At 62.4% G+C, this 13,669-nt stretch carries 12 protein-coding genes and 3 tRNA genes; 7 read left to right on the plus strand and 8 right to left on the minus strand.

Annotated elements, in window-relative coordinates; translation table 11 throughout:
• Positions 1 to 20: 20 nt before the first annotated feature.
• From HU770_RS24265 to HU770_RS24300, 8 genes are all read right to left on the minus strand, one after another.
• Positions 21 to 716, minus strand: coding sequence for an ABC transporter ATP-binding protein (locus HU770_RS24265; protein ID WP_186660615.1), 696 nt, complete (start codon positions 714 to 716; stop codon positions 21 to 23).
• Positions 716 to 1,468, minus strand: coding sequence for an ABC transporter ATP-binding protein (locus HU770_RS24270; protein ID WP_186665976.1), 753 nt, complete (start codon positions 1,466 to 1,468; stop codon positions 716 to 718). Before HU770_RS24270 ends, HU770_RS24265 begins: the two co-directional genes overlap by 1 nt.
• Entirely contained in the window at positions 1,468 to 2,487 is a 1,020-nt protein-coding gene (locus HU770_RS24275) for a branched-chain amino acid ABC transporter permease (protein WP_186660613.1), read from the minus strand. Before HU770_RS24275 ends, HU770_RS24270 begins: the two co-directional genes overlap by 1 nt.
• Before the next feature lie 2 nt (positions 2,488 to 2,489).
• Positions 2,490 to 3,350 (minus strand): branched-chain amino acid ABC transporter permease, encoded by an 861-nt coding sequence (locus HU770_RS24280; protein WP_033701444.1) that lies wholly within the window; start codon positions 3,348 to 3,350, stop codon positions 2,490 to 2,492.
• Positions 3,351 to 3,415: 65 nt separating this feature from the next.
• Positions 3,416 to 4,618, minus strand: a complete 1,203-nt coding sequence (locus tag HU770_RS24285) for an ABC transporter substrate-binding protein (RefSeq protein ID WP_186660611.1) — start codon at positions 4,616 to 4,618, stop codon at positions 3,416 to 3,418.
• A gap of 90 nt (positions 4,619 to 4,708) precedes the next feature.
• A complete protein-coding gene (locus tag HU770_RS24290) occupies positions 4,709 to 5,473 on the minus strand; it encodes an FCD domain-containing protein (protein WP_186665978.1) in 765 nt (254 codons plus the stop codon).
• Between the two features lie 175 nt (positions 5,474 to 5,648).
• Positions 5,649 to 5,879, minus strand: a complete 231-nt coding sequence (locus HU770_RS24295; protein ID WP_186660607.1) for a PP0621 family protein — start codon at positions 5,877 to 5,879, stop codon at positions 5,649 to 5,651.
• Between the two features lie 94 nt (positions 5,880 to 5,973).
• The gene (locus HU770_RS24300) at positions 5,974 to 6,993 is read right to left on the minus strand and encodes an outer membrane protein assembly factor BamD (protein ID WP_033701439.1); all 1,020 of its coding nucleotides are present in this window, start codon (positions 6,991 to 6,993) and stop codon (positions 5,974 to 5,976) included.
• 147 nt (positions 6,994 to 7,140) lie between these two features.
• Here HU770_RS24300 and rluD point away from each other — a divergent pair, with 147 nt between their 5' ends.
• The 7 genes from rluD to HU770_RS24335 all read left to right on the plus strand — a co-directional run bounded on the left by rluD (position 7,141) and on the right by HU770_RS24335 (position 13,488).
• Complete coding sequence (gene rluD / locus HU770_RS24305) at positions 7,141 to 8,103, plus strand: 23S rRNA pseudouridine(1911/1915/1917) synthase RluD (protein WP_033701534.1); 963 nt, start codon at positions 7,141 to 7,143, stop codon at positions 8,101 to 8,103.
• Positions 8,100 to 8,840: a peptidoglycan editing factor PgeF gene (pgeF, locus tag HU770_RS24310; protein WP_186660604.1), complete on the plus strand. Its 741-nt coding sequence runs from the start codon at positions 8,100 to 8,102 to the stop codon at positions 8,838 to 8,840. The genes rluD and pgeF overlap by 4 nt, the downstream gene beginning before the upstream one ends.
• A gap of 160 nt (positions 8,841 to 9,000) precedes the next feature.
• Positions 9,001 to 11,565, plus strand: coding sequence for an ATP-dependent chaperone ClpB (gene clpB / locus HU770_RS24315; RefSeq protein ID WP_186665980.1), 2,565 nt, complete (start codon positions 9,001 to 9,003; stop codon positions 11,563 to 11,565).
• Positions 11,566 to 11,987: 422 nt separating this feature from the next.
• Positions 11,988 to 12,063: transfer RNA gene (locus HU770_RS24320), tRNA-Asn, on the plus strand.
• A 4-nt stretch (positions 12,064 to 12,067) separates the two neighbouring features.
• Positions 12,068 to 12,144, plus strand: a tRNA-Pro gene (locus HU770_RS24325).
• A gap of 6 nt (positions 12,145 to 12,150) precedes the next feature.
• A tRNA-Lys gene (locus HU770_RS24330) sits at positions 12,151 to 12,226 on the plus strand.
• Positions 12,227 to 12,429: 203 nt separating this feature from the next.
• Complete coding sequence (locus HU770_RS24335) at positions 12,430 to 13,488, plus strand: IS110 family transposase (protein WP_186666031.1); 1,059 nt, start codon at positions 12,430 to 12,432, stop codon at positions 13,486 to 13,488.
• Positions 13,489 to 13,669: the final 181 nt, after the last annotated feature.

The raw sequence follows: 13,669 nt of genomic DNA on the forward strand, positions 1-13,669 counted from the left end.
TATTCATGGGCATTCTCCTTTCAGGCGCTCAGGGCCAGGTAGCGGTTCTTGATGCTTGGGTCGTCGCGGAACTGCGCGGCGCTGCCCTGGTAGGCCACACGGCCTTGTTCGAGTACGTAGTGGCGGTCGGCGAGGGCGTCGCAGACCATCAGGTTCTGCTCCACCAGCAAGATCGACAGGCCTTCACCCTTGATCCGCCGCAGGATCTTCACCAACTCGTCGACAATCACCGGGGCCAGGCCTTCGGTGGGTTCATCGAGAATCAGCAGCTTGGGGCCGTTGAGCAGGGCGCGGGCGATGGCCAGCATCTGCTGCTCACCGCCAGAGAGGGCGAAGCCGCCGTTGCGCCGCCGCTCTTTAAGGCGCGGGAACATGCTGTAGACGTCTTCGAGCTGCCAACGGCTGCCCTTGCGCACGGCGATCTTCAGGTTCTCTTCGACGCTGAGCTGGCGGAAGATGCCGCGATGCTCGGGTACCAGGGCGATGCCCTGGCGGGCAATGTCGAAGATTTCGCGGCCGACCAGTTGCTGGCCGTCGAAACTGATCTGCCCCTGACGAGGGCGCACGATGCCGAGGATGCTGCGCAAGGTGGTGGTCTTGCCGGCGCCGTTACGGCCCAGCAAGGTCACCAGCTCGCCGTCCCCGACCTGCAGCGAAACCCCTTCGAGCACGTGGCTTTTGTCGTAGTACGAATGGATCGATTCGACGTTGAGCATCAGGCGGCCTCTCCAAGGTAGGCGGTGCGCACGCGCTCGTCGTTGCGCACCTGTTCAGGGGTGCCCTCGACCAGGATCTGGCCGTGGCTCATGACGGTGATGCGCTGGCTGATCGACATGACGATGCTCATGTTGTGCTCGATCAGTAGCACGGTATGGTCGCGGCCCAGGTCGCTGATCAGGTCGGTCATCACCGGGATATCGTCGATGCCCATGCCCGAGGTGGGCTCATCGAGCATCAGCAGGGTCGGTTTGGCACAGATCGACATGCCCACTTCCAGTACCCGCTGCTGGCCGTGCGACAGCTCGCCGGCCAGGGTCTCGGCGCGGGCCGTGAGCTTCAGGCGTTCGAGCACCTGGTCGGCGGTGTTCCAGTGGCTGCGCTTGTGCTCCACGCTGCGCCAGAAGTTCAGCGCGCCCAGGCCGTCGCGGCCCTGGGCGGCCAGGCGCAGGTTTTCGCGCACCGACAGGTTCTGGAACAGGCTGGTGAGCTGGAACGAGCGTGCCATGCCCAGTGCCACCCGGCCGTGGGACGGCTTGCGGATGATGTCGCGGTCGTTGAAGAGGATCTTGCCGGCGGTGGCCTGGCGCTCGCCGGTCAGGCAGTGGAACAGGCTGGTCTTGCCGGCGCCGTTGGGGCCGATGACGGTGTGGATGGTGCCGGTGCGAACTTTCAGGTCGACGCCTGCGACCGCCTTGAACGGCCCGTAGGCCAGCTCCAGGTTACGGGTTTCCAGCAGGTAATCGCTCATCACAAGGTCTCCTTGGTCTTGGCTGGGGCCTTGTCATCGGCCGTACGCGACGCCAGCAAGCGCTTGCCGAGTGCCGCCAGCCCGCCCCACAAACCACCGCGCATGAACACCACCACCAGGATCAGGATCGCCCCCAGCAGCATCAGCCAGCGTGGCCACAGCTCCGACAGCACATCGCCCAGCACCACGATGGCGCCAGCCCCCAGCAGCGAGCCGAACAGCGAGCCGGTGCCGCCGACGATGGTCATGATCAGGATGTTTTCGCTCATCATCAGGTCGATGTTCGACAGCGGTGCGAAGTGCAGCAGCATCGCGTACAGCGCCCCGGCGATGCCGGTGATGGCGCCAGACAGCATGAACACCAGGATCTTGAAGTGGCGCGTGTCGTAGCCGATGGCGGCGGCGCGGGTTTCGTTCTCGCGGATCGCCAGCAGGGTGCTGCCGAACGGCGAACGGATCACCCGCAGGGCACCGGCGAATATCAGCAGGAACAGCACCGCAACGAACACATAGAAGTGCTGAGGGTCGGCCAGGTCGACCAGTACATGGCCGGCGATTTCGATGTTGGGCCGCGGCACGTCGAGCAGGCCGTTGTCACCGCCGGTCCAGCCGCTGAGGGTGTAGGCCAGGAAGTAAGCCATCTGGCTGAACGCCAGGGTCAGCATGACGAAGTAGATGCCTGTGCGGCGGATGGCCAGGGCGCCCACCAGCAGCGCGAGGAAGGCACCGAACACCGCTGCGCCGAACAAGGCACCGAGCATGCCCCACTTCAGGTGGATCATCAGCAGCGCCGCACCATAGGCGCCCACGCCGAAGAAGATGCCCTGGCCGAACGACAACAGGCCGGTGTAGCCGAGCAGCAGGTTGCAGGCCAGCGCCGCCAAGGCAAAGATCAGGATCTCGGTGGCCAAGGTGGCCGACGGCAAGATCAGCGGCAACGCCACCAGGCTGGCGAGCACCAGCAACAGCAGGGCAGGCGTGCGGCCAAGGCCCATGGGCAATGCAGTTTTATTGCTCATCGTCATGCTCTCCCGAACAGGCCATAGGGACGAACCAGGATCACCGCCGCCATGGCGCCGTAGATCATCAGGCTGGCGCCTTGCGGCCAGAGGCTGCTCATCATGCTTTGCACCACCCCCACCAGCAGCCCGCCGACCAGCGCACCGCCGAACGAGCCCATGCCGCCGATCACCACCACCACGAAGGCGATGCCGAGGATTTCCGGGCCGACGAAGGGCTGCGCGCCACGCAGCGGTGCAAACAGCACGCCCGCCACGCCGGCCAGGCCCACGCCCAGGGCGAAGGTCAGGGAGAACAGGCGGAAGATATTGGTGCCCAGCAGCGAAACGGTTTCGGTACTTTCGCTACCCGCGCGGACCAGCGCGCCGAAGCGGGTGCGCTCCAGCAGCAGCCACAGGCCCAGGCCGATCAGCGCGGCGAAGCCGATGAGGAACAGGCGGTAGTACGGGTAGATGAAATCACCGAGGATCAGCACCCCGCGCAGCTCCGGTGGCACGGCGATGTTCTTGCCCACCGGGCCCCAGATCAGCACCGAGGCCTCCTGGATGATCAGCGCGATGCCCAGGGTGACGAGGATCTGGAAGGTGTGCGGCAAGTGGTAGATGCGTTTGATCAGCAGGCGCTCGACCGCCCAGGCCAGCGCCGCCACCGCCAGTGGGGCAATCAGCAGCGCCAGCCAGAAGTTGCCGGTAATCGCCACGGCGGTGTAGCACAAGTAGGCGCCCAGCAAGAAGAACGCGCCGTGGGCGAAGTTGACGAAGTTGAGCAGGCCGAAAATGATCGTCAGGCCCACGGCGATGAGGAAGTAGATCATCCCCAGGCCCAGGCCGTTGAGCAGTTGGAACAGGTACAAATCGAGCATGAGTGTGCCCTCGACAGCGCGTGGTGCGGCTGCCTGTACGAGTGGTTTTGACTAACGCCGCGGCTTCAGGCCAGGGCGCAACCGGTGTGGTCGACTTCGATGAACGAGCGGCCGGCGCTGATGATTTCGGCCAGGTCGTCCTCGTCGCGCATCTGCGCCTGGGGCTTGCCGCGCAACAGGTAGTAGTCCTTGAGCACCTGGTGGTCGCCCGGGCGGATCAGCTCTTCGCCGGTCGGGCCCTGGAAGCGCATGCCCTGCAAGGCGGCACTGACGCTGGCGCCGTCCAGGCTGCCGGCTTTGGTAATGGCATCGAGCATCACCTTGGTGCCGATGTAGTCGGCCGCCAACGGGTAGTTGGGGTTGATGCCGTAGGCCTTGCGGGTGGCGGCGACCAGCTGTTTGTTGAGTGGCGTGTCGACCTGGTGCCAGTACTGCGCGCCCAGGTACACACCTTCGAGCACGTCGCTGCCCAGCTCCTGGAACTGGTCGAGCCCGGCCGACCACACCAGCAGCACCTTCATGCGGTCCTTGATGCCAAAGTTCACCGCCTGGCGCAGCGCGTTGGACGACTGGCTGCCAAAGTTCAGCAGCACCAGCACGTCGGGTTTGGCGGCGATGGCGTTGGTCAGGTAACCGGAAAACTCCTGCTCTTGCAGCGAGTGGTAGCTGTTGCCGATGTGCTCCACGCCCAACTCGGCGAACACCTTGCGGGCGTTTTCCAGCAACGCATCACCGAACACGTATTGCGGGGTGATGGTGTACCAGCGCTTGGCCTGCGGCAGTTGACGGATCATCGGCACCAGCGTTTCGCGGATGGCGCCATAGGTGGGTACTGACCAGCGGAAGGTCGACGCGTTGCAGTCCTTGCCGGTGATTTCGTCGGCGCCGACCGGCGTCATGAACACGCCGCCGGCCTTGTGGATTTCCTTCGATACTGCCAACGCCGAGGACGACAGCGTGCAGCCCTGGAAAAAGCGCGCGCCATCCTGGCCGATGGCTTCCTGTACCTTGCGCACCGCCTTGCCGGCGTTGCCTTCGGTGTCGATGACTTTGTACTTGAGCGGGCGCCCGAGTAGCTGCGGGTACTCGGCGATGGCCAGGCGCGACCCCATGTCGGCGTACTTGCCGTAACTGGCGAAGGGGCCAGACATGGACTTGAGCCCGTAGAAGGTCAGCGGTTCGTCGGCGAATGCCCGGTGCGCTCCCAACGGGAGGCTACCTAGGGCACCCAGGGCAAGGCCTGCCTTGAGCAGGGTACGTCTTTGCATGAGTAACTCCTTGGTTGTGGTTATTAGGCAGGAGTGGCAATGACAAAGCGGGTGCGGCCGGGCCTGTGCGCAGGCCTCTGTCCAGGCGGGTCAGTGGCGGTGGTCGAACTCCAGCAGGAAGTTGCGGGCAACCTCGCCTTCCAGCGCGGTCATGTGGTGCTCGGCGTCGCACATGTGTTCGTGCATCAACCGGCGTACAGCGGGTTCGTCGCTGGCGCGCAGGGCCAGCAACAGTTGCTTGTGGTAGCCGATGTTGGCCGCAGCAAACTGCTGGCGCTTGGGCAGGTAGGCCTTTTTCAGCACCACCAGGTCGCGCAGCAGGTCGTTGAGGAATACCGCCATGAAGCGCAGCAGCGGGTTGGGGCAGCGATGCGCCAGCAAGGTGTGGAATTCCAGTTCGGCCAGGCGTTGCTCGCGCTGGCCCTCTTCGCTGTCTTCCGGGGTGCTGCAAAAATCGATGTTGGCTTGCAGCGCGGCGTAGTCGGCTTCGCTCAGCTGGCCCATGACCGACACGGCCAGCTCCACCTCGATGACCTTGCGCAACTGGTACACCTGCTCGCCATCCAGGTGCTGGAAGTGCAGGTGGTTGCGCAGGGCGCGGCTGGCCGGCTCGGTGCCGACCTCGTTGAGGTAGGCGCCGCCGCTGGGGCCGGTGCGGGTGCTGACCAGGCCCTCGACTTCCAGGGCCTTGAGCGCTTCGCGGGCAGTGCCTTTGGAACACTCGAAATGCTCCATCAGCTCGCGCTCGGTGGGCAACCGGTCGCCGGGGTGCAGGGCTTCGGTGACGATCGAGCGCTTGACCGATTCGACGATGACATCGGACAGCTTCTGGCGCTTGCGTTTGGGTTTGAGCATTTCGCTATTTTTCATATTTATGCGGATAAATAGGATTTAGCGAATTTTGCCCGGGTGGGTCAATGCTGGCGGAGGGGGAGGGGTCGTAAACGGTGCGAAAGGGTCGGGGAGGGATATGTGCGGGTAGTGCATACCCTGTAGAGGCAGGTGAACCCGCCCCCACAAGGTTTTGGGGTCAGTCTTGCCGGCCAGGGCCCTGTTGCAGGTGTGCCTGGCTGCAATACCACTCTTTGCCCTGCTGCAGCGCCCGGTCATTGGGCAGGTGCACGCCGCAATGGGCGCAGCGCACCATCTTCAGCGGGTCGTCGAGTTTGTGCTCCGGTTGCGATTGCTGGCTGATCTTGAACTTGCGCCACAGCCAGAACGCGGCGGCGATCAGGGCGATCCAGAAAAGTAGGCGAACCATGGTGTCCAGCTTGTCGAATGAAGAAGGCCACAGTCTAGGACGCAGCCAATAAAAAAGGGAGGCCTCAGGCCTCCCTTTCTACGTTTCGACACACTCAGTCAAACAGACCAAAGGTCATGTAGCTAAACCACGAACGGTCCTGTTCGGCTTCTTTCGGGCCTTCCGGCAGGATCACGTCGCCGTTTTCGTCCTTCGGCAGCAGCTCTTGCGGCATCTCGGCGCGAGCATCCTGGAACTGCTTGACCACGTCCTGGTTGGCGCGGGTTTCGCCCGGCGGCAGCGGGGTGTCGGTCTCGATCAGGCCCAGGGTTGCCTTGGACAACCAGCCACGGCCGTCAGACTCGGTCTGCTTGGGCTGGAACTCACCGTCAGCCAGGCTCGGGTGGTCGGGGTAGTTGAGCTTGAGGGTTTCCAGGCTGGTAGCGGCCAGTTCGTCCAGGTGCATCTTCTGGTAGGCCTCGACCATGATCGCGAGGCCGTCGCCGACCGACGGCGTTTCCTGGAAGTTCTCGACCACGTAGCGGCCACGGTTGGCGGCGGCCACATAAGCCTGGCGGCCCAGGTAGTAGTCGGCCACGTGGATCTCGTACGAAGCCAGCAGGTTGCGCAGGTAGATCATGCGCTGCTTGGCGTCTGGCGCGTAGCGGCTGTTGGGGAAGCGGCTGGTCAGCTGGGCGAACTCGTTGTACGAGTCGCGCGCGGCGCCCGGGTCACGCTTGGTCATGTCCAGCGGCAGGAAGCGCGCCAGCAGGCCGCGGTCCTGGTCGAACGAGGTCAGGCCCTTGAGGTAGTAGGCGTAGTCGACGTTCGGGTGCTGCGGGTGCAGGCGGATGAAACGCTCGGCGGCGGACTTGGCGGCCTCCGGCTCGGTGTTCTTGTAGTTGGCGTAGATCAGCTCGAGCTGCGCCTGGTCGGCATAACGGCCGAACGGGTAACGCGACTCCAGGGCCTTGAGCTTGTTCACCGCGCTGGTGTAGCTGGAATTATCCAGGTCAGCCTGGGCCTGCTGGTACAGCTCGGCTTCGCTGAGGTTCTCGTCAATGACTTCCTTGTTAGAGGAACAGGCCGCGGTAAGCCCGAGGATGGCGATCAGCAGCAGGTGTTTCACTTGCATGGCGGCTTGCGTCCCTTTGACGGCCGCTGTCTTGGGCGGTGCCGTCCTGTTATGATGAGCGCCCCGGCCAACCCCGGGACAAAAGAAGCCGTATTTAACCACAAGCTCGCAGCCGAAACCAAAGGCTGTGCGCCCGCCGAATCGAGCATGTCCGAGATCATTCAACTTAGCGCAGAGGTACCGTCCGATCTGGGCGGTCAACGCCTCGACCAGGTCGCCGCCCAATTGTTCGCCGAGTACTCGCGTTCGCGGCTTACTACGTGGATCAAAGAGGGCCGCCTGACGGTCGATGGCGCCGTCGTGCGCCCTCGAGACACCGTCTATGGTGGCTCTGTGCTTGTTCTGGAGGCCGAACAAGAGGCCCAGGGCGAGTGGATCGCAGAAGACATCGAGCTGGACATCGTCTACGAAGACGACCACATCATGGTGATCAACAAGCCTGCCGGGCTGGTTGTGCACCCGGCCGCCGGCCATGCCAGCGGTACCCTGCTCAATGCCTTGCTGCACCACGTGCCAGACATCATCAACGTACCACGCGCCGGTATCGTGCACCGCCTGGACAAGGACACCACCGGTCTGATGGTGGTGGCCAAGACCCTGCAAGCGCAGACCCGCCTGGTCGAGCAGATGCAAAGCCGCAAGGTCAGCCGCATCTATGAGTGCATCGTGATTGGTGTGGTGACCGCCGGCGGCAAGATCGACGCCCCGATCGGTCGCCATGGCGGTATGCGCCAGCGCATGGCGGTAACCGACGGCGGCAAGCCGGCGGTCAGCCACTACCGTGTGCTCAAGCGCTTCCGTTCGCACACCCACGTGCGGGTCAAGCTGGAAACCGGCCGTACCCACCAGATCCGTGTGCACATGGCCCACGTTGGCTTCCCGCTGGTCGGCGACCAGACGTACGGTGGGCGCTTCCGCATTCCGCCGGCTGCCAGCCCAACCATGGTCGAGGCGGTCAAGACCTTCCCGCGCCAGGCGCTGCATGCGCGTTTCCTGGCATTGGCCCACCCGATTACCGGTGAAGTCATGAAGTGGGAATCGCCCTTGCCGGATGACTTCCTCTGGTTGCTGACGCTGCTGAACGAAGACCGCGAGAGCTTTATCGGATGAGTGGTCTGACGCAGGCGCTGCTATTGCCCGACTGGCCGGCCCCGGCCTCGGTTCGCGCTTGTGTCACCACGCGTCAGGGCGGCGTCAGCCTGCCGCCCTTTGACACCTTCAACCTGGGTGATCACGTCGGTGATGACCCTGCCGCCGTCGCCGAAAACCGCCGCCGCCTGAGCGATGCGTTCGCCATCCAGCCTGCCTGGCTCAAGCAAGTGCATGGCCTGGCAGTGGCGGATGCCGACCCGGCCGTGGTGGCCGAGGCCGACGCCAGCTGGACTGACCAGCCTGGCATCGCCTGCACCGTGATGACTGCCGATTGCCTGCCTGCGCTGTTCTGCGACCGTGCAGGCACCCGTGTGGCAGCGGCCCATGCCGGCTGGCGCGGGTTGGCGGGCGGGGTGCTGGAAGCGACCCTCGACCGTTTGGCCGTGCCGGCTGAAGACGTGCTGGTGTGGCTGGGCCCGGCGATTGGCCCGCAGGCGTTCGAAGTGGGCCTGGAAGTGCGTGATGCCTTTACCGCGGTGCACCCGGAGGCAGCGGCTGCCTTTGTTGCGGGTGCGCGGCCGGGCAAGCTGATGGCCGACATCTATGCGCTGGCGCGTATTCGCCTGGCGGCGCGCGGGGTGACGGCTGTGTATGGCGGTGGCTTGTGCACGGTCAGCGATCAGCGGTTCTTCTCGTATCGCCGTACCCCGCAAGGTGGGCGGTTTGCCTCACTGGTCTGGTTAGCCCCCCGCTGACTGCTCCGGCCACGCGGCTAATCCATCAGGTTGATATAGGTCAACCCCGCTACGCTTGAAACTTCCAGAATAAGCCTTATCTATAAGGTCATCTCAGGCAGGTTTCTTCATTTAAGGCGCTGTCCATCGCTCCGACCTGCCCTTACAGGAAGGTATCCCCATGCGAATAGACCGTTTAACCAGCAAGCTTCAATTAGCAATATCCGATGCCCAGTCCCTGGCGGTTGGCATGGACCACCCTGCCATCGAGCCCCTGCACCTGGTGCAGGCGCTGATTGAACAGCAGGGCGGGTCGATCAAGCCGCTGCTGATGCAAGTCGGCTTCGACATCAACAGCCTGCGCCAGGCGCTGGTGAAAGAACTCGACCAACTGCCGAAAATCCAGAACCCGACGGGCGACGTGAACATGTCGCAGGACCTGGCGCGCCTGCTCAACCAGGCCGACCGCCTGGCCCAGCAGAAGGGCGACCAGTTCATCTCCAGCGAGCTGGTGCTGCTCGCCGCCATGGACGAGAACAGCAAGCTTGGCAAGCTGCTGCTGAGCCAGGGCGTAACCAAAAAAGCCTTGGAAAACGCCATCATCAACCTGCGTGGCGGCGCGGCAGTCAACGACGCCAACGCCGAAGAGTCGCGCCAGGCCCTGGACAAGTACACCGTCGACCTGACCAAGCGTGCCGAAGAAGGCAAGCTTGACCCGGTGATCGGCCGTGACGACGAAATCCGCCGTACCGTGCAGGTGCTGCAACGCCGTACCAAGAACAACCCGGTGCTGATCGGTGAGCCTGGCGTGGGTAAAACCGCCATCGCCGAAGGCCTGGCCCAGCGCATCATCAATGGTGAAGTGCCCGATGGCCTCAAGGGCAAGCGCCTGCTGGCGCTGGACATGGGGGCACTGATCGCCGGCGCCAAGTACCGCGGCGAGTTCGAAGAGCGCCTGAAGTCGCTGCTTAACGAGCTGTCCAAGCAGGAAGGCCAGATCATCCTGTTCATCGACGAACTGCACACCATGGTCGGCGCCGGTAAAGGCGAGGGCGCCATGGACGCGGGCAACATGCTCAAGCCGGCCCTGGCCCGTGGCGAGCTGCACTGCGTAGGCGCCACCACGCTCAACGAGTACCGCCAGTTCATCGAGAAGGACGCGGCCCTGGAGCGGCGCTTCCAGAAAGTGCTGGTGGAAGAGCCAAGCGAAGAAGACACCATCGCCATCCTGCGTGGCCTGAAAGAACGCTATGAAGTGCACCACAAGGTGGCCATCACCGACGGCGCAATCATTGCTGCGGCCAAGCTCAGCCACCGCTACATCACCGACCGTCAGTTGCCTGACAAGGCCATCGACCTGATCGACGAAGCGGCCAGCCGCATCCGCATGGAGATCGACTCCAAGCCGGAAGTGCTCGACCGCCTGGACCGTCGCCTGATTCAGCTGAAGGTCGAGTCCCAGGCGCTGAAGAAGGAAGAAGACGAAGCCGCGAAGAAGCGCTTGGAAAAGCTCCACGAGGAAATCGAGCGGCTGGAGCGTGAATATTCCGACCTGGAAGAGATCTGGGCGTCCGAGAAAGCCGAAGTGCAAGGCTCGGCGCAGATCCAGCAGAAGATTGAGCAGGCTCGCCAAGAGCTCGAAGCCGCCCGTCGTAAAGGCGACCTGAGCCGCATGGCCGAGCTGCAGTACGGGGTGATCCCGGACCTGGAGCGCAGCCTGCAGATGGTCGACCAGCACGGCAAGTCGGAAAACCAGCTGCTGCGCAACAAGGTCACCGAGGAAGAGATTGCCGAAGTGGTGTCCAAGTGGACCGGCATCCCGGTTGCCAAGATGCTCGAAGGCGAGCGCGAGAAACTGTTGAAGATGGAAGACCTGCTGCACCAGCGCGTGATCGGCCAGCACGAAGCCGTGACTGCCGTGGCCAACGCCGTGCGCCGTTCCCGCGCCGGGTTGTCCGACCCGAACCGGCCCAGTGGTTCGTTCCTGTTCCTTGGCCCGACCGGTGTGGGCAAGACCGAGCTGTGCAAGGCGCTGGCCGAGTTCCTGTTCGACACCGAAGAGGCCATGGTGCGCATCGATATGTCCGAGTTCATGGAGAAGCACTCCGTGGCTCGCCTGATCGGTGCACCACCCGGTTATGTGGGGTACGAAGAGGGCGGTTACCTGACCGAAGCGGTACGGCGCAAGCCTTACTCGGTGGTGCTGCTGGACGAGGTGGAGAAGGCACACCCGGACGTGTTCAACGTGTTGCTGCAGGTGCTTGAAGATGGCCGCCTGACCGACAGCCACGGCCGTACGGTGGACTTCCGCAACACCGTGATCGTGATGACCTCCAACCTGGGCTCGGCGCAGATCCAGGAGCTGGTGGGTGATCGCGAAGCACAGCGTGCGGCGGTGATGGATGCGGTGGGTGCGCACTTCCGTCCGGAGTTCATCAACCGGATCGACGAAGTGGTCGTGTTCGAGCCCCTGGGCCGCGAGCAGATCGCCGGCATCACCGAGATCCAGTTGGGCCGCCTGCGTAGCCGCCTGCTGGAGCGTGAGCTGTCGCTCAGCCTGAGCCCTGAGGCGTTGGACAAGCTGATCGCAGTCGGTTACGACCCGGTGTATGGCGCACGGCCACTGAAGCGTGCGATCCAGCGCTGGATCGAAAACCCACTGGCGCAGTTGATCCTTTCTGGCAAATTCTTGCCAGGTACAGCGATTACTGCGCGGGTGGAAGGCGAAGAAATCGTGTTTGCCTGATCCCGCTGGCGAAAAAAATAGCCCCGCACATGCGGGGCTTTTTTATGGCTAAAGGTTTTTTACAGCCTGCCGCAGCCCCTGTGGGGGCGGGTTTGCCCGTGTATAGGCCGGCCTGGACCCCTTAAAACCGGGGCCTTCCAACTTTTTTTGATAACTTGCTGAAAATTTTGAAAAAATTGCTTGCATCAAAAATCGAGTGCACCTAATATACGCCCCGCTGTCAGGCACTAAGCGAATCACCAGCAACATCGGTGTTAGCAAAACAACTTACAAATCAGTAAGTTGAATGAAAAAAAGGGGTTGACAAGCAAAACGAAGAATGTAGAATAGCCGGCCTCAGCAGCGACAACGCGAAAGCGGATAGCCAAAGAGATCGAAGCTAACACAGACTTCGAGGCAGTAAAGATGTACCGAAGTTCAGTTCCGCGATAGCTCAGTCGGTAGAGCAAATGACTGTTAATCATTGGGTCCCTGGTTCGAGTCCAGGTCGCGGAGCCAATCTCGGGGTGTAGCGCAGTCCGGTAGCGCGCCTGCTTTGGGAGCAGGATGTCAGGAGTTCGAATCCCCTCACCCCGACCATTTTCAGGGTCGTTAGCTCAGTTGGTAGAGCAGTTGGCTTTTAACCAATTGGTCGTAGGTTCGAATCCTACACGACCCACCATGTAAAGAGGGCATCTCGACAGAGATGCCCTTTTTCTTTTGCCTCGAATTCTACAAGGGCCGCTCCGGCATCTGTTGTAATCGATGGACTCGCCCCCGCCGAGGCATCACAGTGCCACGGTGGCGTTCATAGAAGCCAACGGCAGCGAGGGCGAGACCATGAAAAAGCATAGTTCGAAGCACGATCCTCTGTCTTCCACTGATGTGGAGCTTTGCACAACCATCTGCGTAGACCTGGCCAAACAGGTCTTCCAGTTAGCAGGCGAGGATGCTACCGGTCGGGTGATCTACGAAGATCGCATCAAGTCCCGTCAGGCCTTCCATGATTTCCTGCTCAAACTGCCAGCGACAGTGACCGTCTTGATGGAGTGCGGTCCAGGTGCACAAGCCTGGGCCAGGCTGCTGCAGACCCAAGGTAATCCAGTTCGTATCCTGCCTGCGCAACGGGTGGCCGAACACCGCAGCGGCGCGAAGAACGACCGAAACGACGCCCATGCCATTTTGCGTGCCGGTCGCGATACCAGCATTGCCTCAATACCGATCAAGAGCACCACAGCACTGGCTATTCAAGCACTGCACCGTGTCCGGCGCGGCAACATCAAGCGGCATACGGCACTGGGCAATCAGATGCGTGGCTTGCTGCTTGAGCATGGCGTGTCGATGCCCCAAGGCGATGCCGCGATGAGTACGCACATACCGCGAGCCCTTGAGGATGCCACCTTGCCCCTGCCTGATTTGTTGCGCGAGTTGCTCGATGAGCTGTTGGCTGACTGGCTCTATCTAGGTGAGCGCATTGCGGTGCTGAGTAAACGGCTCGAAGCGACAGCCCAAGAAGACGAGGTCGCACAGCGGCTGATCACCATTCGTGGCGTCGGTCCAATCATCGCCACGGCAATCGTGGCGAAACAGACCGAGCCCAGTCGATTCGCCAGTGGCCGAATGTATTCTGCCTTCTTCGGTATCGTGCCCGACCAGCACAGCAGCGGAAACAAAATCAGGCTGGGCAGGATGAGCAAGCGAGGTGACGGCTACATACGCAGCCTGATGATCCAAGGCGCGCATGCTGTCTTGAGTCAGCTAAGGCCTGATTCCGATCAGCCAGACGATCGCCGCCTCTTGCGCTGGCTGTCCCGCCTTGGGCGCAAGGAGGCGGCTATCAGGCTGGCTAATCGAAATCTGCGCATTATCTGGGCTCTGTTACAGAGCAATCAGGTTTACCAACGCAAACCGAACAACAACTCGGAGGCTGCTATGAGCCTCTGACCAACCGAGCAATGCCACCGGGGCGCCGAGCGCTCCAACCCCTGCTAGTGAACATTGACCCTTGGTAAGACCGTCGCAGACAGATGCCTCCGCTCCTACAGGCCTAATGTAATGGCCTTAATGTAAACGGCACGCTGCGAGCTCACCACGATGTTGGCCAGAAGCGAAAAGCTTCCTCGAA

It is taken from the genome of Pseudomonas sp. SWRI68 (assembly GCF_014269165.1).
GTDB lineage: Bacteria > Pseudomonadota > Gammaproteobacteria > Pseudomonadales > Pseudomonadaceae > Aquipseudomonas > Aquipseudomonas capeferrum.

What these genes read in the sequence shown, in the direction of transcription:
- HU770_RS24265 (WP_186660615.1), bottom strand. Translation starts at nt 716, where the DNA reads ATGCTCAACGTCGAATCGATCCATTCGTACTACGACAAAAGCCACGTG.
- HU770_RS24275 (WP_186660613.1), bottom strand. Translation starts at nt 2,487, where the DNA reads ATGAGCAATAAAACTGCATTGCCCATGGGCCTTGGCCGCACGCCTGCC.
- HU770_RS24290 (WP_186665978.1), bottom strand. Translation starts at nt 5,473, where the DNA reads ATGCTCAAACCCAAACGCAAGCGCCAGAAGCTGTCCGATGTCATCGTC.
- HU770_RS24295 (WP_186660607.1), bottom strand. Translation starts at nt 5,879, where the DNA reads ATGGTTCGCCTACTTTTCTGGATCGCCCTGATCGCCGCCGCGTTCTGG.
- HU770_RS24300 (WP_033701439.1), bottom strand. Translation starts at nt 6,993, where the DNA reads ATGCAAGTGAAACACCTGCTGCTGATCGCCATCCTCGGGCTTACCGCG.
- clpB (WP_186665980.1), top strand. Translation starts at nt 9,001, where the DNA reads ATGCGAATAGACCGTTTAACCAGCAAGCTTCAATTAGCAATATCCGAT.
- HU770_RS24280 (WP_033701444.1), bottom strand. Translation starts at nt 3,350, where the DNA reads ATGCTCGATTTGTACCTGTTCCAACTGCTCAACGGCCTGGGCCTGGGG.
- HU770_RS24285 (WP_186660611.1), bottom strand. Translation starts at nt 4,618, where the DNA reads ATGCAAAGACGTACCCTGCTCAAGGCAGGCCTTGCCCTGGGTGCCCTA.
- HU770_RS24270 (WP_186665976.1), bottom strand. Translation starts at nt 1,468, where the DNA reads ATGAGCGATTACCTGCTGGAAACCCGTAACCTGGAGCTGGCCTACGGG.
- pgeF (WP_186660604.1), top strand. Translation starts at nt 8,100, where the DNA reads ATGAGTGGTCTGACGCAGGCGCTGCTATTGCCCGACTGGCCGGCCCCG.
- rluD (WP_033701534.1), top strand. Translation starts at nt 7,141, where the DNA reads ATGTCCGAGATCATTCAACTTAGCGCAGAGGTACCGTCCGATCTGGGC.